Origin of the sequence: Sandarakinorhabdus sp., assembly GCF_051860625.1 — a bacterium.
Taxonomy (GTDB): Bacteria; Pseudomonadota; Alphaproteobacteria; order Sphingomonadales; family Sphingomonadaceae; genus Sandarakinorhabdus.
The window spans coordinates 257,942-278,422 of record NZ_JBHYDQ010000002.1 but is presented as its reverse complement, the minus strand read 5'-3'; the positions used below and the strand labels follow the sequence as shown (position 1 = coordinate 278,422).

20 protein-coding genes are annotated in these 20,481 nt (G+C 63.5%); 4 read left to right on the top strand and 16 right to left on the bottom strand.

All coding sequences use genetic code 11. From position 1 onward, the window contains the following. The 9 genes from ACTIEZ_RS03845 to ACTIEZ_RS03805 form a co-directional block, all read right to left on the bottom strand. Entirely contained in the window at positions 1-447 is a 447-nt protein-coding gene (locus ACTIEZ_RS03845; RefSeq protein WP_439545324.1) for a type II toxin-antitoxin system RatA family toxin, read from the bottom strand. After that, positions 447-1,370 (bottom strand): lipoyl synthase, encoded by a 924-nt coding sequence (gene lipA, locus ACTIEZ_RS03840; protein ID WP_439545323.1) that lies wholly within the window; start codon positions 1,368-1,370, stop codon positions 447-449. Before lipA ends, ACTIEZ_RS03845 begins: the two co-directional genes overlap by 1 nt. 238 nt (positions 1,371-1,608) lie before the next feature. After that, on the bottom strand, positions 1,609-1,980 hold the full coding sequence (locus ACTIEZ_RS03835; RefSeq protein WP_439545322.1) for a hypothetical protein: 372 nt from the start codon (positions 1,978-1,980) through the stop codon (positions 1,609-1,611). Beyond that, on the bottom strand, positions 1,980-3,374 hold the full coding sequence (gene lpdA, locus ACTIEZ_RS03830; RefSeq protein WP_439545321.1) for a dihydrolipoyl dehydrogenase: 1,395 nt from the start codon (positions 3,372-3,374) through the stop codon (positions 1,980-1,982). The genes ACTIEZ_RS03835 and lpdA overlap by 1 nt, the downstream gene beginning before the upstream one ends. Further along, the gene (locus tag ACTIEZ_RS03825; protein ID WP_439545320.1) at positions 3,371-4,669 is read right to left on the bottom strand and encodes a pyruvate dehydrogenase complex dihydrolipoamide acetyltransferase; all 1,299 of its coding nucleotides are present in this window, start codon (positions 4,667-4,669) and stop codon (positions 3,371-3,373) included. Before ACTIEZ_RS03825 ends, lpdA begins: the two co-directional genes overlap by 4 nt. 2 nt (positions 4,670-4,671) lie before the next feature. Next, the gene (locus ACTIEZ_RS03820; RefSeq protein ID WP_439545319.1) at positions 4,672-5,331 is read right to left on the bottom strand and encodes an NYN domain-containing protein; all 660 of its coding nucleotides are present in this window, start codon (positions 5,329-5,331) and stop codon (positions 4,672-4,674) included. Next, positions 5,331-6,746: a pyruvate dehydrogenase complex E1 component subunit beta gene (locus ACTIEZ_RS03815; RefSeq protein WP_439545318.1), complete on the bottom strand. Its 1,416-nt coding sequence runs from the start codon at positions 6,744-6,746 to the stop codon at positions 5,331-5,333. The genes ACTIEZ_RS03820 and ACTIEZ_RS03815 overlap by 1 nt, the downstream gene beginning before the upstream one ends. Beyond that, positions 6,746-7,801, bottom strand: a complete 1,056-nt coding sequence (pdhA, locus tag ACTIEZ_RS03810; RefSeq protein WP_439545370.1) for a pyruvate dehydrogenase (acetyl-transferring) E1 component subunit alpha — start codon at positions 7,799-7,801, stop codon at positions 6,746-6,748. Before pdhA ends, ACTIEZ_RS03815 begins: the two co-directional genes overlap by 1 nt. A gap of 107 nt (positions 7,802-7,908) precedes the next feature. Next, positions 7,909-8,223 carry an FtsB family cell division protein gene (locus ACTIEZ_RS03805; RefSeq protein WP_439545317.1) on the bottom strand — a complete coding sequence of 105 codons (315 nt, stop codon included), beginning with the start codon at positions 8,221-8,223 and terminating at the stop codon, positions 7,909-7,911. A 141-nt stretch (positions 8,224-8,364) separates the two neighbouring features. Between ACTIEZ_RS03805 and ACTIEZ_RS03800 the strand changes: the two genes are divergently transcribed. Genes ACTIEZ_RS03800 through msrA form a run of 4 tightly spaced genes read left to right on the top strand, consistent with a single transcriptional unit; the run spans position 8,365 to position 12,794 of the window. Beyond that, entirely contained in the window at positions 8,365-10,401 is a 2,037-nt protein-coding gene (locus ACTIEZ_RS03800) for a 3-hydroxyacyl-CoA dehydrogenase NAD-binding domain-containing protein (protein WP_439545316.1), read from the top strand. A 57-nt stretch (positions 10,402-10,458) separates the two neighbouring features. Then, a complete protein-coding gene (locus tag ACTIEZ_RS03795) occupies positions 10,459-11,628 on the top strand; it encodes a DUF3089 domain-containing protein (protein WP_439545315.1) in 1,170 nt (389 codons plus the stop codon). A 36-nt stretch (positions 11,629-11,664) separates the two neighbouring features. Next, the gene (gene msrB / locus ACTIEZ_RS03790; RefSeq protein WP_439545314.1) at positions 11,665-12,138 is read left to right on the top strand and encodes a peptide-methionine (R)-S-oxide reductase MsrB; all 474 of its coding nucleotides are present in this window, start codon (positions 11,665-11,667) and stop codon (positions 12,136-12,138) included. Then, the gene (gene msrA / locus ACTIEZ_RS03785; RefSeq protein WP_439545313.1) at positions 12,135-12,794 is read left to right on the top strand and encodes a peptide-methionine (S)-S-oxide reductase MsrA; all 660 of its coding nucleotides are present in this window, start codon (positions 12,135-12,137) and stop codon (positions 12,792-12,794) included. The genes msrB and msrA overlap by 4 nt, the downstream gene beginning before the upstream one ends. A 74-nt stretch (positions 12,795-12,868) precedes the next feature. Here the strand turns inward: msrA and ACTIEZ_RS03780 are convergent, their stop codons facing one another. From ACTIEZ_RS03780 to ACTIEZ_RS03750, 7 genes are all read right to left on the bottom strand, one after another. Next, positions 12,869-14,296 (bottom strand): NAD(P)(+) transhydrogenase (Re/Si-specific) subunit beta, encoded by a 1,428-nt coding sequence (locus tag ACTIEZ_RS03780; protein WP_439545312.1) that lies wholly within the window; start codon positions 14,294-14,296, stop codon positions 12,869-12,871. A gap of 15 nt (positions 14,297-14,311) precedes the next feature. Continuing rightward, positions 14,312-14,629 carry a proton-translocating transhydrogenase family protein gene (locus ACTIEZ_RS03775; protein ID WP_439545311.1) on the bottom strand — a complete coding sequence of 106 codons (318 nt, stop codon included), beginning with the start codon at positions 14,627-14,629 and terminating at the stop codon, positions 14,312-14,314. Between the two features lie 11 nt (positions 14,630-14,640). Beyond that, positions 14,641-15,768 (bottom strand): NAD(P) transhydrogenase subunit alpha, encoded by a 1,128-nt coding sequence (locus ACTIEZ_RS03770; protein ID WP_439545310.1) that lies wholly within the window; start codon positions 15,766-15,768, stop codon positions 14,641-14,643. Between the two features lie 32 nt (positions 15,769-15,800). Further along, on the bottom strand, positions 15,801-15,938 hold the full coding sequence (locus ACTIEZ_RS03765; RefSeq protein ID WP_439545309.1) for an aa3-type cytochrome c oxidase subunit IV: 138 nt from the start codon (positions 15,936-15,938) through the stop codon (positions 15,801-15,803). Positions 15,939-16,003: 65 nt separating this feature from the next. Then, positions 16,004-17,023, bottom strand: coding sequence for a dihydropteroate synthase (folP, locus tag ACTIEZ_RS03760; RefSeq protein WP_439545308.1), 1,020 nt, complete (start codon positions 17,021-17,023; stop codon positions 16,004-16,006). Beyond that, positions 17,017-19,062 (bottom strand): M13 family metallopeptidase, encoded by a 2,046-nt coding sequence (locus tag ACTIEZ_RS03755; RefSeq protein ID WP_439545307.1) that lies wholly within the window; start codon positions 19,060-19,062, stop codon positions 17,017-17,019. The genes folP and ACTIEZ_RS03755 overlap by 7 nt, the downstream gene beginning before the upstream one ends. Positions 19,063-19,172: 110 nt before the next feature. Then, positions 19,173-20,336, bottom strand: a complete 1,164-nt coding sequence (locus ACTIEZ_RS03750) for a site-specific DNA-methyltransferase (protein ID WP_439545306.1) — start codon at positions 20,334-20,336, stop codon at positions 19,173-19,175. Positions 20,337-20,481: the final 145 nt, after the last annotated feature.

Below are 20,481 nucleotides of genomic sequence, written 5' to 3'. Positions count from 1 at the left end.
TCAGGCCGCGGGCCGTGGCCCGTACAACGCCCCTGCCCGCGTCACGAACGCCGCCACCATGCGTTCAAAGGCCTGAGTGAAGAACAGCCCGGCCAGTTTCTCGAAGGCCTTGTTGCGGAATTCGAAATCCACCTTGAAATCAATCTCGCAGCCGCCGCCTGGCGTCTCGCTGAACCGCCAATCGTTGAACAGATGCTTCATCGGCCCATCGAGATACTCGACATGGATATGATCCGGCCGGTTCAATGTTACCCGGCTGGTGAAACGTTCGCGGATGAAGCGGAAGCCGACGATCATGTCGGCCTGCACGATATTCCCCTGACGAGCGCCAACACGCATGCCCTGCACCCAGGGCAGGAATTCCGGATAGCGACCGATGTCGGCCACCAGATCGAACATCTCGGTGGCCGACCACGGCAGTCGGCGAATCTCGTGATGTTTGGGCATCAGCGCGTGTTGGCAGCCTGGAGGCGCCGGCGGGCCTGCATTTCGGCGAAATCCCGGCCAGCGTGATAGCTGGAGCGGGTCAGCGGCGAGGCGGCGACCAGCAGAAAGCCCTTGGACCGCGCGACGGCCGACAACGCCTGAAACGCGGCCGGCGGCACATATTCGATCACCTTGGCGTGGCGCGGCGTCGGCTGCAGATACTGGCCGACGGTGAGGAAATCGACGCCGGCCGAGCGCATGTCGTCAAATACCTGGTGCAGTTCCTGCGCGGTTTCGCCAAGGCCCACCATCAACCCGGATTTGGTGAAAACGGTGGACGACAGCCCTTTCACCTTGTCCAGCAACCGCAGCGAATGATAATAACGCGCACCGGGCCGGATGGTGGGATAGAGCCGCGGCACGGTTTCCAGATTATGGTTGTACACGTCCGGGCCGGCCTCGACGATCATCTCGACGGCGCGGTCCATCTTGTTGCGGAAATCCGGGGTGAGGATTTCGATCGTGGTGTTCGGCGTCGTGCGGCGCAGTTCCTGGATCACCTTGACGAACTGGCTGGCGCCGCCATCGGGCAGATCATCGCGGTCCACCGAGGTGATGACGATATGTTCGAGGCCCAGCACGGCAGCGGCTTCGGCAACATGCGCCGGCTCGGCGGCATCGACGATGTTCGGCATGCCGGTCTTGACGTTGCAGAAGGCGCAGGCCCGTGTGCAGGTGTCGCCCAGGATCATCACGGTCGCGTGTTTCTGGCTCCAGCACTCACCGATATTGGGGCACGCGGCCTCTTCGCAGACGGTGTTGAGCTTCAGCCGGCGCATCAGCGCGCGGGTTTCGGCATGGGCCTGACCGGTGGGCGCGCGCACGCGAATCCAATCGGGTTTGCGCATGGCATTGGAGGGCAAGGTCAGCACCGGATCGTTCATGGAAGACGCCTAGCGCGCAGTGCGGCCGATGCCAAGTTTCCCGCGTGACGCAGCCGTGTTACGAGAAACGGGCGTATCCGGGGCAAACAGGGTGGAGCACCGGATACGCCCGCAGCGGACAGGCGGGCAGCAAGGGCAGTTGCCGCTTCGCCCGTCCGTTGCGTTTGATATAGGATTGTTTTGGTCCGGTATTCAAGCGCGCGTTTGGTGCGACAGGCTGCCGCACCCAGTCAGGGCGTCACTCCGGCGTACGGTCATACACCCGCCCGCGCGTATCGCGGCTGCCGGCGGCCTGGTTCACGTTGTTCTTGAACTCTTTGTATTTGCACCCGAACGGGCCGGAGGGGCCAATGCCGGAACAGGTGCCGACAAAGCCGGCATCCGGCCCAAGCAGCCGGTTGCGCTCGGCGGAGACGCTGGCGGTGCCGCGATCCCCGAATTCGCGCGGGATGGCGATCGGCGCGCGATAGGGGGACGGCGGCGGGTCGCGATTGGTGCACACCACGATTTCATCGGATCGGGTCTTGGGCGGGCATAACGCGCTCCACCCCCGCGGCAGCAAGGCTGCGGTGCCATCTGCCGCCAATAACAAGGCGGCGGCGACGAGCATCAGAAATGAATGGCCCGGCCGTAGGCGTCGAGCACGCTTTCATGCATCATCTCAGACAGGGTCGGGTGCGGGAAGATGGTGTGCATCAGTTCCGCCTCGGTGGTTTCCAGGCCCATGGCGATGGCATAGCCCTGAATGAGTTCAGTGACTTCGGCGCCAACCATGTGGGCGCCCAACAACTGCCCGGTCTTGGCATCGAAGATCGTCTTCACGAAGCCGTCCGCTTCGCCCAGTGCGATGGCCTTGCCGTTGCCGATGAACGGGAATTTGCCGACACGGATGTCGTGGCCAGCGTCCCTGGCCCTGGCTTCGGTCAGGCCGATGCTGGCGACTTGCGGCCGCGAATAGGTGCAGCCGGGGATCAGTGCGTTGTCCATGGCGTGCGGGTGATTGCCGGCGATATGCTCCACCGCGATGATGCCTTCATGGCTGGCCTTGTGCGCCAGCCAGGGCGGGCCCGTGACGTCGCCGATGGCGTAGAGGCCGGGGACATTGGTCTGGCACATCGGATCGGTGGTGATATGGCCGCGATTGGTGGCGATGTTCAGCGCTTCCAGGCCGATATTCTCGGTGTTGGGCACGATGCCGATGGCGACGATGACGTGGCTGTAGTCGGCGGTGGTGGCCTTGCCGTCGGCGGTGGTGATGGTGGCAGTGACGGCGTTCGGGCCGGGGGTGACATCCGAGACCTTGGCGGCGGTGATAATGGTCATGCCCTGCTTGGTGAGGGCCTTCTGCACGTGGGCGGAAATGTCGGCGTCCTCCACAGGCAGGATGCGGTCCTGCATTTCGACGACCGTGACCTTCGCGCCCATGTCGCTGTAGAAGCTGGCGAATTCCACGCCGATGGCGCCTGATCCGATCACCAGCAATTTCGTTGGCATGGCTGGCGGCACCATGGCGTGGCGGTAGGTCCAGATGCGATTGCCGTCGGCTTCAACGCCCGGCAGATCGCGGGCGCGGGCGCCGGTGGCGATGATGATGTTTTTGCCGCTGAGGGCGCGTTCGCCGGAGGCGGTGGTGACGGTAATTTCGGTGGCGCTGGTCAGACGGCCCTGCCCTTCGACCACCTCGATCTTGTTCTTCTTCATCAGCGATTTGACGCCGCTGTTGAGCTGCGCGGCGACCTTCCGGCTGCGGTCAGTGACTTTTTTCAGGTCGAAACTCGGCTTCTCGACGCTCAGGCCATAGGCATCGGCGTGGGTGATATAATGGTAGATCTCGCTGGTGCGCAGCAGTGCCTTGGTCGGGATGCAGCCCCAATTCAGGCAGATGCCACCGAGGCGTTCCCGCTCGATGATGGCGACCTTGAGGCCCAACTGTGCCGCGCGGATGGCGGCTACATAGCCGCCGGGGCCGGAGCCGAGGATGAGGAGATCGTGGGTGGTTGTCACGCCACCAACCCCAGCGGCGACTCGATCAGCGCCTTCACCGCGCCCATCAGCGCGGCGCCATCCGCGCCGTCAATGGCGCGGTGATCGAAGCTGCCGGTGATGGTCATCACGGTGGCGATGGCGAGGGCATCGCCCTTGACCACGGCGCGTTTTTCCCCCGCACCGACGGCCAGGATCATGGCTTGCGGCGGGTTGATCACCGCGTCGAAGTTCCGGATGCCGAACATGCCGAGGTTGGACAGGCTGGCGGTGCCGCCCTGATATTCGTGGGGCTGGAGTTTGCCGGCGCGGGCCTTTTCGGCGAGTGCCTTCATCTCCGTGGCGATGACGCTGACAGATTTGCTGTCGGCGCCGACGATGATCGGGGTGATCAGGCCGGACGGGGCGGCGACGGCCACGCTGATGTCGGCACGTTCATAAACCACCAGATTGTCACCCGCGAAGCTCACATTGCATTTCGGCACCTGGCGTAGCGCCACGGCCAGTGCCTTGATGACGAGATCGTTGACGCTGAGCTTGATGCCGCGCGGTTCGAGTGCCTTGTTGAGATCGGCGCGCAGTTTGAGGAGCGCATCGAGTTCGACATCCAGCGTGAGGTAGATGTGCGGGACGGTTTGCTTGGCCTCGGTAAGGCGGCGGGCGATGACCTTGCGGACATTGCCGAGTTTTTCGAGGTTGTGCGGGATGTCTGTGGTGGGTTTGGGGGTTTCGGGTTTCGGTGCCGCGGTGGGTGCTTCGACAGGTTCTGCCTCGGCGGTTCTGGGTTGTTCCGGCACAGCGGCGGCAGGCTTGCTGGCGGCCGATTCGACATCGGCTTTCACGATACGCCCGCCCGGTCCGCTGCCTTTGATGGTGGCGAGATCAACGCCCTGTTGCTCGGCGATGCGGCGGGCGAGCGGGCTGGCGATTGTGCGCGGGCCCGAAGACCCACCCCCGGCCCCTCCCGCAGGCGGGAGGGGAGCAGGTTGGGCTGGCGGGGTAGGCGATGCTGCTGGCGGGGCTTCGACAGGCTCAGTCTGAGCGGGGCTTTTGGCCGCCTTGGGTGCTGCCTCCCCTTCCCCATCCAGGCGCATGATCACGGCGCCCACGGCGACATTCTCCGTGCCTTCCGCCACCAGCAATTCCGTCACCACGCCTTCATCGACCGCTTCCACTTCCATGGTCGCCTTGTCGGTCTCGATCTCGGCGATGATGTCGCCGGATTTCAGCGTGTCGCCCGGTTTCACATGCCATTTGGCCAGCGTGCCGACCTCCATGGTCGGCGACAGGGCGGGCATGGTGACATCGATGCTCATGATCAATTGTCCACAAACAGTTGGTCCACCAGCTCGATCTGTTCGTCGCCGCGCGGGTTGTCGATCAGATCGGCCATGTCGAGGAAATAGGCGGCGGTGCTGGCGAGACTGGCGGAATAGCGCACTTCGGTGCCGGTTTCGGATTTCATGCCCCAGGCCACCACCATGGCGCGCTTGCCGATGGCGTTGATTTTCTTGACGAGCGGCACGAAATCACCGTCACCCGCCACCAGCGCCACCACGTCACAGCGGTCGCTCACGGCCAGATCGAACGCCTCCAGCGCCAGCCAGACATCGATGCCCTGTTCCTTGGGCGGTTCCGACATGGTGTCGATGCGGGTGTAATGGGAGGTGATGTTGCTGGCGGCCAGGATCTGATCGAAGACACGGTCGTTGCGCAGCGATTCCTCGACGAAATTGGGGCTGCGCGCCCGGTCTTCCAGGTCGCGCAACGTGTAGCGGCCGCGGAAATAATGGGCGGCCACGACGCGGGCGCGGGCAACCGGCACATCCTCCATGTCGGCGGTGGCAGCGCGGATCAGCTCCAGCAGGCCGGTCATCGAGACGCGACGGCCGGTGTGGTGTTCGAATTTATAGTAATTCGACACGCGGTTGAAATAACTGCCGTCGATCATCACGGCGATGCGGGTTTGCTCAGCCATCAGCGGTAACACACGGTGCGGGCCGCAGCGACGACATCGTCGGCCTTCAGCAGCGCGGCCTTTTCCAGATTGGCGGCATAGGGCAGCGGCACATCGACGTTCGTCACGCGCAGCACCGGGGCGTCGAGATCATCAAAGCCGTCCTCCATGCAGATCGCCATGATTTCGGAACTGATCGAACAGGTCGGCCAGCCTTCCTCCACCACCACCAGGCGGTTGGTCTTCTTGAGGGAGGTGAGCACGGCGGCCTTGTCGAGCGGACGCAGGGTACGAAGGTCGATCACTTCGGCTTCGATGCCGTCGGCAGCCAGCGTTTCGGCGGCCTGCAGTGCGACGCCGACGCCGATGCTGTAGCTGACCAGCGTGACATCCTTGCCGGCGCGCACCGTGCGCGCCTTGCCGATGGGGACGACATGATCGCCTTCGGGAACATCGAAACTCTGGCCGTAGAGCAGCTCGTTTTCCAGGAACACCACCGGATCGGGGCTGCGGATGGCGGATTTCAGCAGGCCCTTGGCATCGTCGGCGCTGTAGGGCGCAATCACGATCAGGCCGGGCACGCTGGCATACCAGGGGCCAAAATTCTGACTGTGCTGCGCGCCAACACGGGCCGCAGCACCGTTGGGGCCGCGGAACACGATGGGGCAGCGCATCTGGCCGCCGGACATATAGAGGGTTTTGGCGGCTGAATTGATGATGTGATCGATGGCCTGCATGGCGAAATTGAAGGTCATGAACTCGACGATGGGTTTCAGCCCGCCCATCGCGGCGCCGGTGCCCAGGCCGGCAAAGCCATATTCGGTGATCGGCGTGTCGATCACGCGGGTGCCACCGAATTCGGCGAGCAACCCTTGCGTCACCTTGTAGGCGCCCTGATATTCGGCGACCTCCTCACCCATCACGAACACCCTATCGTCCGTGCGCATTTCCTCGGCCATGGCATCGCGCAGGGCTTCGCGGACGGTCTGGCGTTTGGTGGGGCCGCCCAAACCTTCTGAGCTGGTTTCGGGCGGGGTTGGCGTGGGAATGGCGGTGTTGTCGTTGTCTTCGTTGCGCTCTTCCGGCGGCACGGCGGCGGTGGCGGCGGTGGCGCGGTCCTCGAGGGGCGCTTTTTTATCCCCACCCCCGGCCCCTTCCGCAGGCGGGAGGGGAGAAGCAGCAGGAGCGGCCTCCTCATCCTCCCCGGCGATATCGATGATCGGTGTGCCGACCTTCACGCCTTCGCTGCCGGCGTCGACCAGCAGTGCCGTCACCGTGCCGCCATCGTCGGCTTCCAGTTCCATCGTCGCCTTGTCGGTCTCGATTTCGGCGATCACGTCACCCGGCTTCACCACATCGCCTACGGCCACCAACCATTTGGCCAGCGTGCCATCCTCCATGGTCGGCGACATGGCGGGGAGCAATATCTGCGGCATCAGTAGCTTCCCAGCAGTACGTCGGTGTGGAGTTCGCTCAATGCCGGCTCCGGCGCTTCCAGCGCGAAATCGGCGGCATCGGCAACTTCGTCACGCACTTCGCGGTCGATGGCTTTCAACGCGGCTTCGTCGGCGTGGCCGGCCTCGATGATTTCCTTCTTCAGCCGCTCGATGGGATCGCTGTTTTCGCGCATCGCCTGCACTTCCTCGCGGCTGCGATACTTGGCCGGGTCGCTCATCGAATGGCCGCGATAGCGGTAGGTTTTCATTTCCAGCAGCAGCGGCCCCTTGCCGGCGCGCACCCATTCCGCCGCGGCCTTGGCCGCGCCGCGCACCGCCAGCACATCCATCCCGTCGATCTGCAGCCCCGGCACCCGGAAGCTTTCGCCGCGGCGATAGAGCTGATCTTCGGAACTGGCGCGGTTTACCGAGGTGCCCATCGCATATTGGTTGTTTTCGATGACGAATATCACCGGCAGCGACCACAGCTCGGCCATGTTGAAGCTTTCATAGACCTGGCCCTGGTTGGATGCGCCATCACCGAAATAGGTGACCGCGATATGACCGTCGCCCTTGTATTTGTGGGCAAACGCCAGACCGGCGCCCAGCGGCACCTGTGCCGCGACAATGCCGTGGCCGCCGTAAAACCCATGTTCCGGGCTGAACATATGCATGGAACCGCCCTTGCCGCCGCTGATGCCTTCGGCGCGGCCGGTCAATTCCGCCATCACCGCGCGGGCCGGGATACCGCACACCAGCATATGGCCGTGGTCGCGATAACCGGTGATGATCGAGTCGCCCTTTTGCAGTTCGGCCTGCATGCCGACCACCACCGCTTCCTGGCCGATATAGAGGTGACAGAAACCGCCGATCTGGCCCATGCCATACAACTGTCCGGCGCGCTCTTCGAAGCGACGGATCAGCACCATCTCCCGATACATGGCAAGATATTGCTCGGCAGTGGCGACGAACCGTTCCGGTTCCTGGGGGCGCGGCCAATTCGGAGTCGGCGGGGTGGAGTCAGCCTTGCGGCCGGCGCTGCGTGCCAAGATCATCACCTTCTGTTCGCTACTGCGGCGGGGAAACCGCGACAATCTGCTGAGAGCATGGGTCGTGGGCCGGTTCCCGACAAGCAGCGATTTTTCCCATTTAACCTGTTTGGTTATTGGGTATCTGGCGCGGGGTCCGGATCAACGGGCAGCGGCACCACCACTTCATCGGGGCGAATCATGTCCAGATTGCCGCGTACCAGTTCGTCGGCCATGTCGGGATTGACCGCGCGCGGATTGAGCAGCGCCAATTGCCTTTGCAGCGCAACTTTCTGCTCATCGCTGGCCTGCACGGCGTTACTCAGCCTGACATGCTGCTGGCGGTAAGCCTGCCAGGCGGTGTAGCCGGTCGGGCCTTCGACGGCGTAGAAGGCGAAATAGCCACCAACCAGCAGACAGCCGACAGGCAATGCGGCTCGCATCATCATTTGCCGGAGGGTAAGCGTGACTGTCATTGCGGTAACATTACGAAGATACGGGCCTATCCACAACCATAGAGTGCAATGGGCTGCATTGCGCGTGCGTGCGTGCTAACAATCACCATCAACAAACAAATTGGGGAGAATATCATGGCCGCCATCAACAGCGTTGTGTATCTGGAAAGCCAAGGCGACATCGCCGTCATCACCGTCAATTCGCCGCCTGTCAACGCGCTCTCGGCCGATGTGCGCGATGGCCTAGCGGGTGCGTTCGCGGCGCTGGCCGGGCATGATGCAAAGGCAGTCGTTCTGGTCTGCGCCGGGCGCACCTTCATTGCCGGCGCCGATATCAGCGAATTCGGAAAAGCCCCGCGTGGGGCGTCGCTGCCGGTCGTGCAGGATGCGATGGAAAGCTCGCCGGTGCCGGTGATTGCTGCCATCCACGGCACGGCACTGGGCGGCGGCCTGGAAGTGGCGCTGTGCGCCCATTACCGGGTGAGCGATGCCAAGGCGAAATTCGGCCTGCCCGAAGTGAAATTGGGCCTGCTGCCCGGTGCCGGTGGCACGCAGCGGCTGCCGCGCATTGTTGGAGCAAAGAAGGCCACGGAAATGGTGACCAGCGGCGCGCAGATGGGCGCCAGGGACGCGCTGGCGGTCGGGTTGGTCGATGAAGTGGTTGATGGTGATCTGACGGCGGGCGCGGTGGCGTTCGCGCAGCGGGTTGTTGCCGAAGGCCGCCCGCTGAAGAAGGTGCGGGATGATGCCAGCAAGCTGGGCGGCAGCGCGGATGAACTGGCACCGTTTTTTGCCGAGTTCCGTGCGAAGAATGCCAAGGCCTTCAACGGCTTTGACGCGCCGGAAGCCAATATCAAGTGCATCGAGGCGGCGGTGGCGCTGCCGTTCGATGAAGGGCTGAAGGTTGAGCGCAGCGAATTCATGAAGCTGATGACCGGGCTGCAATCCGCAGCCCAACGCCACGTGTTTTTCGCCGAGCGGGCTGCCGCCAAGATCGACGGCCTGCCTGCCGACATGCAGCCGTTGCCGGTGAAGAAGGTCGGCGTGATCGGTGCCGGCACCATGGGCGGCGGCATTTCGATGAACTTCCTGAGCGTCGGCATCCCGGTGACGATTGTGGAGCAAAAGCAGGAAGCGCTCGATCGCGGCGTCGGCGTGATTCGCCGCAACTATGAAAACAGCGCCAAGAAAGGCCGGTTCAGCATGGACGAGGTCGAGGCGCGCATGGGCCGGCTTACGCCATCGCTGGATATGAATGATCTGGCGGATTGCGATCTGATCATCGAGGCCGTTTTCGAGAATATGGCCATCAAGAAGGATATTTTCGGCAAGCTCGACCAGATCGCCAAGCCCGGCGCGATCCTCGCCAGCAACACCTCCTATCTGGATGTCGATGAAATCGCCGCCGCCACATCGCGCCCCGAATCGGTGGTGGGCATGCATTATTTCAGCCCGGCCAATGTGATGCGGCTGCTGGAGGTGGTGCGCGGCGAGAAGACCGATCCCCAGGTGCTGGCCACCGCGATGGCGATGGGCAAGGCGACCGGCAAGATCGCGGTGGTCGCCGGCGTGTGCCATGGCTTCATCGGCAATCGCATGCTCAGCCGGCGCCAGCAACAGGCCAATCTGTTGATGCTGGAAGGCGCCGCGCCTGCCGATATCGATCGCGTGCTGACCGATTTCGGTTTCCCGATGGGGCCGTTCCAGATGAGCGACCTGGCCGGGCTGGATATTGGCTGGAACGCCGAAACGTCGAAGGGTGAAACCGTTCGCGATCGGCTGTGCGAAGCGGGTCTGCGTGGCCAGAAGAATGGCAAGGGTTTCTACACCTACGACGAAAATCGCAACCGCACGCCGAACCCGGATGCGCTGGCGATCATCGATGCCTATGCGGCCGAGAAGGGCATCAACCGCCGCACCATCGACGATCAGGAAATCCTGGAGCGCTGCCTGTTCCCGATGGTGAACGAAGGCGCCCGCATCCTGGCCGAAGGCAAGGCGCAGCGCGCCAGCGACATCGATATCGTGTGGATCAACGGTTATGGCTGGCCGGTGTACCGCGGCGGCCCGATGTTCTGGGCCGAAAACGACGTCGGCCGGGCGCGGATTGTCGAGGTGCTGGAGAAGATGGGCGAAGAGGTGTCGCCGTTGCTGAAGGATGGGTGGAAGTAATCATCTCCCGTCACCCCGGCGCATGCCGGGGTGACGATTTGGTTCAGGATGCTGGTTATGAACAGGTTTTTCCTTCCCCTTCTCGCTTTGCTCGCTGCGCCGGCCGCGGCGCTGAGCACGCCAGCCCCTGATTATCGTGACCCAGCCAATTGGCTGTGTCGCCCCGGCGCCACCGATCCATGCAGTGGTGACGCCAGCACCACCGTTGTCGCGGCCGACGCCGGGGTGAAGCTGGACATGCTGCCGGCCGACAGTAACGCGCCGATCGATTGCTTCTATGTCTATCCCACCGTTTCCACCGATCCGACGCCGAACAGCGACATGATCGCCGATCCGGCCGAGAAGAATGTCGCGCTGTTCCAGGCGGCGCCGTTCCGCCAGGCCTGCCGGGTTTATGCGCCGCTGTATCGCCAGGTGACACTGGCGGCCTTGCGCGATCGCATGCTGGGCAAGCCGGTGACCGCCGATATCACCATGGGCTATCGCGACGTGGCGGCGGCCTTTGCTGATTACATGAAGCACGACAACAAGGGTCGCGGCGTCATCCTGATCGGGCACAGCCAGGGCAGCGGCGTGCTGAAGGCGCTGCTGCAGAATGATATCGAGGGCAAGCCGGTGGCGAGCCAGGTGATCGCAGCCTATCTGGCCGGGCATAATGTGCTGGTGCCGGCCGGCAAGGATGTGGGCGGCGATCTGAAATCGATGCCGCTGTGCCGTTCGGCAACACAGACCGGTTGCGCGCTGGCCTGGGTGAGTTTCCGCGACACGATGGCAGTGCCGGCGTCCAGCCTGTTTGGCCGGCCGCCGGCAAACGCCCCTGCCGGCATGGCAGTGGCGTGCACCAATCCCGCCGCATTGGCTGGCGGCCGGGTGACGGTGAACGCCATGATGGTCAACCGCACGGGCATCGTCGACAATGGCGCGCCGGCGCCGAAGTGGGCGAAGGGCCGCAATATCTATACGCCGTTCGTGGCGGTGCCCGGCCTGCTGACCGCCGAGTGCATGAACCGCGATAATGCCAATATCCTGTCGGTGGGCATCAACGCCGATCCTGCCGATCCGCGCACCGATACGATCAACGGTGACGTGGTGGTCGGCGGCCAGGTGCAGGACGCCTGGGGCCTGCATCTGATCGACATGAATGTGGTGATGGGCGATCTGGTGGCACTTGCGAAATCGCAAGGCGCGGCCTGGTTGCAGCAGCGAGCGGCTGCGGCATCGCGATAAGTAACCATTCAGGCTTCGGCTGCGTATATGCATGGCATGACTGATCGCAGAAGCTTCATCGGGGCATTGGCCGCCCTGCCGTTCCTTACTGCTGCTGCGCCGGCAGGCCGGTTTGCCGTGTCCTTCACGCCCGCCGAATGGCAGCGGCGGCTGGGCAAGGATGCCTATGCCGTGTTGCGCGAAGAAGCGACCGAACGGCCGTTCACCTCGCCACTGAACAAGGAAAAGCGCGCGGGCGTGTTTGCCTGTCGTGGTTGCGCGTTGCCGCTGTTCAGTTCGGCGCACAAGTTTGAAAGCGGCACCGGTTGGCCGAGCTTCTGGCAGCCGATCAACAAGACGGCGATCGGCAGCACGGAGGATCGCAGCCTGTTCATGGTGCGCACCGAAGTGCACTGCAGTCGCTGCGGCGGCCACCAGGGCCATGTGTTTGACGATGGGCCGAAGCCGACCGGATTGCGCTATTGCATCAACGGCCTGGTCTTGCAGTTCATTCTGGGGAAGACCGCATGAAGCACGCATGGATCGCCTTGGGTTTGGCGCTGGCCACCCCGGCTTGCGCCGCCGAGCGCATGGTGCTGGCGCCCGCCCCGGCCGTGGATGCGCAGTTGAAGGCCGGCGCGTTGCAGACGGCGGTGTTTGCCGGCGGCTGTTTCTGGGGCGTGGAAGGCGTGTTCGAACGGATCAAGGGCGTGAAATCAGCGGTGTCGGGCTATGCCGGCGGCGCGAAATCGACCGCGGTGTATGAGATGATCGGGACGGGACAGACCGGCCATGCCGAGGCAGTGCAGGTGACGTGGGATCCGGCGGTGGTTTCCTATGGCACGCTGCTCCGGGTGTTTTTCTCGGTGGCCCATGATCCGACGCAATTGAACCGCCAGGGGCCGGACCAGGGGCCGCAGTATCGCACGGCGATCTTCGCGCGGACGGTGGAGCAGGATCGGATTGCCAAGGCCTATGTCGCCCAGCTTGAGAAGGCCGGCACCTGGAAGCCGAAGATCGTGACCACGTTCGAGGGCAACAAGCCGTTTTATGCGGCCGAGGATTATCACCAGAATTACCTGCGCGCGCACCCGCAGCAGCCCTATATCGCAATCAACGATATCCCGAAGGTGGAGGCGTTGAAGCGGATGTTCCCGGCCTTGTGGAGTGACAAGCCGGCGGTGTGAAGTGATGACAACCAGAACCAAAAAGGGCGGCTCGTGGGAGCCGCCCTTTCTGCTTTTCGTGAAGGCACTCGGAATTAATGGCCGAGGGCTTTGACGATATTCTCCACCATCTTCTTGGCATCGGCGAGCAACATCATCGTGTTGTCCGCATAGAAGACCGGATTGTCCACGCCGGCATAGCCGACACCGCCCATCGAGCGCTTGATGAACAGCACGGTCTTGGCCTTTTCGACGTCCAGGATCGGCATGCCGTAGATTGGCGAGGTCTTGTCGGTCTTGGCGAGCGGGTTGGTAACGTCGTTGGCGCCGATGACGAAGGCGACGTCGCACTGGCCGAACTCGCTGTTGATGTCTTCCAGTTCAAACACCTCGTCATAAGGCACGTTCGATTCCGCCAGCAGCACGTTCATGTGGCCAGGCATGCGCCCCGCAACCGGGTGGATGGCGTATTTCACCGACACGCCTTCCTTCTTCAGCAGATCGCCCATTTCGCGCAGCGCGTGCTGGGCCTGGGAAACCGCCATGCCATAACCCGGCACGATGATGACGGTTTCGGCATTCTGCATGATGAAGGCCGCATCGTCGGCCGAGCCGGCCTTGTAGGCCTTCTGGATCGCCGTGCCCGTGGCCCCACCACCGCCGCTTTCGGCACCAAAGCCGCCGGCGATGACGCTGATGAAGCTGCGGTTCATCGCCTTGCACATGATGTAGGACAGGATCGCGCCCGACGAGCCGACCAGCGCCCCGGTGATGATCATCGCGGTATTCTGCAACGTGAAACCCATCGCCGCCGCCGCCCAGCCCGAATAACTGTTCAACATCGAGATGACGACCGGCATGTCCGCGCCGCCGATCGGGATGATCAGGGTGACGCCGATCACGAAGCTCAAGGCCAGTATGATCCACAGCAGCGTGCCATCGCCGGCGGCAGCGCCGGCATCGGTGGCGAAGATACCGGTGAGCACGATGATGCCGACCAGCACGCCCAGGTTGATGATGTGGCGGGCAGGCAGCAGGATCGGCGCACCGGACATGCGGCCCGACAATTTCAGGAAGGCGATGATCGAACCGGAGAAGGTGATCGCGCCGATGGCGATGCCCAGGCCCATCTCAATGCGGCTGACGGTGAGGATGCCGTTAGCGTCAACGATGTTGAAGGCTTCCGGATTGAGGAAAGCCGCGCAGCCGACCAGCACCGCGGCCATACCGACGAGGCTGTGGAAACCGGCGACAAGTTCCGGCATCGCGGTCATCTGGATGCGCTGGGCAATCACCCAGCCGATGCCGCCACCTATGGCGATGGCGCCGACAATCAGCAGCAGGCCGGAATTGTGCAGCGCCAATGTGGTGCCCACGGCGATGGCCATGCCGATCATGCCATTGCGGTTGCCGGCTTGAGACGTCTCCGGCGACGACAGGCCGCGCAGGGACAGGATGAAGAGAACGCCGGCGACGAGATAGGCCAGAACGGCCCAGGCCGGGGTGGCGACTGCATGTTCCATAATGTTGCCCCAACCTTACTTCGAAGCCGCCGGCTTCTTGTCTTTTTTCTTGTACATCGCGAGCATGCGACGCGTGACCGCGAAGCCGCCGAAGATGTTGATGCTGGCCAGCACGACCCCGATCAGGCCCAGCCACATCGACACGCCGCCGGCTTCGGTCAGCGACCGGGCGCCTTCGGCCGACGCGATCAGCGCGCCGACCACGATCACCGATGAAATTGCATTGGTGACGGCCATCAGCGGCGTGTGCAGCGCCGGCGTCACCGACCACACGACATAATAGCCGACGAACACCGCCAGCACGAAAATCGACAGGATCGACAGGAAATCCATGGTTTTGCCCCTTAACCAGCCAAGCGTTCGTGGACGATCTTGCCGCCCTCGGTCAGCTTGATGCCCTTCACGATGTCATCATCGGCCGGCCACACGGCGGCTTTCGCCTCCTTGTCCCAGAAGGCGTTGATCATGTTGAACAGGTTGCGGCTGTAGAGTGCGCTGGCGTCGGGCGCCATGCGGCTGGCCGGGTTGCTGTGGCCGATGATCTTGACGCCATGGCGCTCGGCGATCTGGCCGGCAACGGCGCCCTCGACATTACCGCCGCTATCGACCGCGAGATCAACGACGACACTGCCGGGGCGCATGGAGGCCAATTGCGCATCGGTGATCAGGCGCGGTGCCGGGCGACCTGGGATCAGCGCGGTGGTGATGACCAGATCCTGCTTGGCGATGTGGCTGGAGACCAACTCGGCCTGCGCTGCCTTGTATTCGTCGCTCATTTCCGTGGCGTAACCACCAGCGCCTTCGCCTTCGATGCCGGCGACTTTCTCCACGAAGATGGCCTTGGCACCCAGCGATTCAATCTGTTCGCGCGTTGCCGAGCGCACGTCGGTGGCGGAGACCAGCGCGCCCAGGCGGCGGGCAGTGGCAATTGCCTGCAACCCGGCAACGCCGACGCCCATCACGAACAGGCGCGCGGCGCTGATCGTGCCGGCGGCCGTCATCATCATCGGGAAGGCGCGACCATAGGCTTCGGCGCCATCGATCACCGCCTTGTAACCAGCGAGGTTGGACTGGCTGGACAGCACGTCCATCGACTGCGCGCGGGTGGTGCGCGGCATGAACTCCATCGCGTAGCCAATCAGGCCGGCGGCGGCATAGGCGTCGATCTTGGCGCGATCGTTGAAGGGCGACAGGATGGCAGAAACAATGGTGCCGGCAGCGATGCCAGGCAGGTCGTCCGGCGCCGGGCCCTGCACGCCCAGCACCATATGCGCGCCGCCAATCACATCGGCGCGGGCGCCGATGGTGGCACCGGCGGCAACATAATCCTCATCGCGGATGCGGGCGCCAGCACCAGCGCCGCTTTCGATGGCGACCGCAGCGCCCAGGCCAAGCAGTTTCTTCACCGTTTCCGGTGTCGCGGCCACACGCTGTTCGTTGGCCGCGGTTTCCTTCAATACCGCAATCTTCATGGTTCAGCCCCCAAAAACCCCTAACGCGACGGTCAGACCAGGAAAATGTACAACGCGAGCAGCACGGTGATGACGAAGATCGAGACCCATTTCGTCACGGTCATGAAGCTGGCGTAGGTCGAAAAATTGTTGGTTCCGGGGGTGTTGTCCGGTTGTTCGTTGCTGGCCATGACAGGCAAAACCCTTGATTGTTGCATGTGCACACGGCGTTCCCCGCAACCGTGCAGCCTGCCTGTTAGCAGTTTGGGCGCTGCTGTGAAGGGGCAAATGGTTGCGGTTGCATCAGCGCGGGGTTGCACGCCGCCCACAGGCTGAGCGCCTGTCTGGTCTCTGCGACATCATGCACACGCAGGATTTGCACACCCGCCGAGGCTCCGGCCAGCGCGATGGCCAGGCTACCGGGCAGGCGATCGGCCACGCCGACACCGCCTGACACCGTGGAAATCAGCGATTTGCGGCTGGCGCCGAGCAGGATCGGCACGCCAAGGCCATGAAACAGCGTAAGCCCGCGCAGCAGCGCCAGATTATGATCGAGGGCCTTGCCAAAGCCGATACCGGGATCGGCGATGATCCTGTCGCGGTTGATGCCGGCAGCGACCGCTGCGGCAATCCGCCCCTCCAGCCAATCAAACACATCCAGCAGCGCGTCATCATAATGCGGCGCCGCCTGCATCGTTTCGGGCGTGCCCTGGTGGTGCATCAAGACGACCGGGCAGCCGCGCGCCGCCACCAGGGCGGCGGCAGCCGGATCATGGGTGAGCGCGCTGACATCGTTGATCAGACTCGCGCCGGCATCGAGCGCGGTCGCCATGACTGCGGCCTTGCGGGTGTCGATGGACAGCGGCAGCCCGGCCAATCCGGCCCACAGCGGCGCCAGGCGGGCGAGTTCGTCGGCCAGGGGCAGTTCGGCGGCACCCGGCCGGGTTGATTCCGCGCCGATATCGATGAACGCGGCCCCTGCCCTGTGCATGGCATGGGCAGCCGCAATCGCCGTGGCGGCATCGTTGTTGCGGCCACCATCGGAAAAACTGTCTGGCGTGATGTTGAGCACGCCCATGATCAGCGGCTGCGGTTGGCTGAATGGCCGCGGCCCGGTGAGCCGCTCCAGCCATTGTGCCGGCACGTCAGACGCCGCAATGATCCCCTCGCACCCTGCGCGCGTCAGCACTTGCGCGCGAGCAAAGGAAAAGGGGCCGCCGGCCAGCGGCAGCCCCTCTCCTTCGGTCAAGATCGGGCGGTAATAGCGCCTCACCACGGCCGGGCGCGCTGTGCAGGCGGCAGATACAGCTTGTCACCCGGTTTCACGCCAAACGCGGCATACCAGCCATCATGGTTGCGCACGGCCTGCGCCCGATATTCGGCGGGTGAATGCGGATCGGCGGTGACAACCTGCATCAACAACTGCGGCCGCATCTTGGCGCGCCATGCCTGGCCATAGCCCAAGAAGAACCGCTGTTCCGGGCTGAAGCCGTCGATCACCGCATTGGCCGCCGGATTGTTCTGGCGCGCCAACTGCCAGGCATCCCAGGCCACCAGCAGACCGGCGATGTCGGCGATATTCTCGCCCAGGGTCAGTTCGCCGTTCAACTTGGTGCCCGGCACCGGTTCATAGGCGCCATATTGCTGCACAACCACATTCGCACGCTCTTCGAAGCGTTTGATATCCTGTGCGGTCCACCAGTCGGCCAGGCGGCCGGTCTTGTCATATTTGCGGCCCTGATCGTCGAAATGGTGGGTGATTTCGTGGCCGATCACCGCACCGATGGCGCCATAGTTCACCGCATCGTCGGCACCGGGATCGAAAAACGGCGCCTGCAGGATGGCGGCGGGGAACACGATTTCGTTCCAGGTCGGGTTGGCATAGGCATTCACCACCATCGGCGCCATATACCATTCATTGCGGTCGGCCGGTTTACCAAGCTTGGCGATTTCGCGGCGATGTTCGAATTCGGCGGCGCGCATCCGGTTGCCCAGCACATCATTCTTGTCCACCACCAGCGCGCCATAATCGCGCCATTCGTCGGGAAAGCCGATCTTGGGCCGGAACGCCGCCAGCTTCTCGCGGGCGACGGCGCGGGTGGCCGGCTCCATCCAGTCCAGATTGGCGAGGCGGCGATCCATGGCAGCGATGATGTTCTTCACCATCGTGTCGATCTTTGCCTTGGCGTCGGCCGGAAAATGTTTCTCGACATAGATCTGGCCGACAGCATCACCCAGCGCGCCGCTGGTGGCGGCAACGCCGCGTTGCCAACGCGGACGCAATTGCTGGGCACCGCTCAGCGCCTTGCTCAGTTCGAACTGGGTATCGAGCACCGCCTTGGGCATGACAGCCGCGGCCCAGGCCATCGTGTGCAGCGCCAGATAATCCTTCCACACCGACAGTGGTTCCTGCGCGATCAGCGTCGCCGTGCCGGCGATGGCGCTGGGTTGGCCAACAACCACGCCCGGCTGCCCGGCAACGCCGATCGGCCCCAGGAATGCCGGCCAGTCGATGCCGGGGAATATCTTGCCGAGGTCGGCAATCGCTACCGGGTTGTAATTCTTCTCGGCCTGGCGCCGCTCCACCTGGGTCCAGTGCACGCCGGCCAGCTGTGTTTCCAGCGCCAGAATGGCATCGGCGCGCTGTTCCGGATTGTCGAATCCGGCGTGGCGCAACATCGCGGTGGCATAGCTGCGATAGGCGGCGCGCGCCTTGGCGAATTCCGGGTTTTTCGTATCGAGATAATAGTCGCGATCGGGCAGCCCCAGCCCGCTCTGGTTCATGAAGGTGACGATGGCATCGGGATCCTTGTCATCGGGCCCCACCCCGACGCCCAGCGGCAGTGTGATGCCGATGCGGTTGGCCTTGCCAAAGGCAGCGAGCAGATCGGCCTGCGTGCGCACGGCGGCAATGTCGGCGAGCATCGGCTGGATCGGCGCCATGCCGCGGGCTTCGATGCCGGCTTCGTCCATGAAGGCGGCATAATAATCGCCCACCTTGCGGGTGACGCTGCCCGGTGCGGCGCTGCTGTCGGCGGCGGCGGCTTCGATGATGCTGCGCACCTGGGCGCGGGCCTTTTCATCGACATCGATGGCGGCGCCGATATAGGCCTTGTCGGCCGGGAATTCCGCGCGGGCCAGCCAAGCGCCGTTGACATAGGCGTTGAAATCATCGCCGGGCTTGACGCTGCGATCCATGGCGCTGGTATCGACGCCGAAACGCCCGATTGCGTCAGCTTCGGCTGCCAGGGCCGGATGCAGGCCGATGTTGGCCACCATTGCGATCAGGCTGGAGGCGATCAGAAAATTGCGCATGGATAATCCCCGTCATGTGCGCCCCGTGCGGGCAATAACGAGGGGTGTATTATCCAGTCGATACGGCAAGGGCAAGTGCAGCCCTCAGCGCGGCAACGGGATGCCAGGGATCAGGTGCACGCAGGCGCGGTGGAGCGGAAGAGCTGTCGCTTGGCATCCAGCGGGACCAGTTGGCCATTGTCGTCCTCGACATGCCAGAAGGTCCAGCCATTGCAACTGGGCAGGCCTTGCGCCGCGGCCCCCATCTGATGGATGGAGCCCGTGCGCCCGGCCATGTCCAGGCTGCCGTCGGCGCGTACGCTGGCACCAACACGGCGGCCGGGATCCCAAAGCCGTGTGCCGGGACGGACGAGGCCGCCCGCGACGAGACTGCCGAACGGGATGCGCGGTTCGGCGCGTTTGCCCTCGCTGATTGTGGTGGTACCGCCTTTCAACGGCAGCAGGCTGTCGATGCGCTGCTGCGCGAGCGCGGCGTAGCGTTCATCGCGTTCGATGCCGATCCATTGCCGGCCGAGCAATTTGGCGACGGCGCCAGTGGTGCCGGTGCCGAAAAATGGATCGAGCACGATGTCGCCGGGCCGGGTGCAGGCGACGATGATGCGATACAGCAGGGCTTCGGGTTTCTGGGTCGGGTGCGCCTTGGTGCCGGCGTCCTTCAGCCGTTCGTTGCCGTTGCAGATCGGGATCAGCCAATCGGACCGCATCTGCAGATCGTCGTTCATCGCCTTCATGGCGTGATAGTTGAAGCAATAGCGGCTGTTTTCGGATTTCGATGCCCAGATCAGAGTTTCGTGGGCGTTGGTGAAACGCGTGCCCTTGAAATTGGGCATCGGATTGGCCTTGCGCCAGACGATGTCGTTGAGGATCCAATAGCCTTCATCCTGCAACGCGGCGCCGACACGGAAGATGTTGTGATAGGAACCGATGGTCCAGATCGCGCCATCGGGCTTGAGCAGGCGGCGGGCGGCCTTCAGCCAGGCGCGGGTGAAATCATCATAGGTCTTGAAGCTGGCAAACTTGTCCCAATCATTGTCGCAGGCATCCACCTGGCTGCCATCCGGGCGGTGCAGATCGCCGCCCAATTGCAGATTATAGGGCGGATCGGCAAAGATAAGATCGACACTGCCGGCGGGCAAGGCGTTCATCGCGGCGATGCAATCGCCGATGATGATGCGGTTGGTGTCGATCTTGGGCGCGGCCTTGCGTCCCGAGGCGCCGGTATCGGCGGGCAGGCGTTCGGCATCGCGAAGATCCGTGTCTCTGAAAGCCTTCATTGCCTGCTCCACCTTGCCTTGTGGACAAGGGATGAATCATGGCGGATTCGCGGTCAAGAATCATTTTGAATCAGAGAGATTCCCTGATTCGCTGCAATGCTGAATCAAATCGGGAACGGCACCATATGTTGAGTCCAGAGCGGGT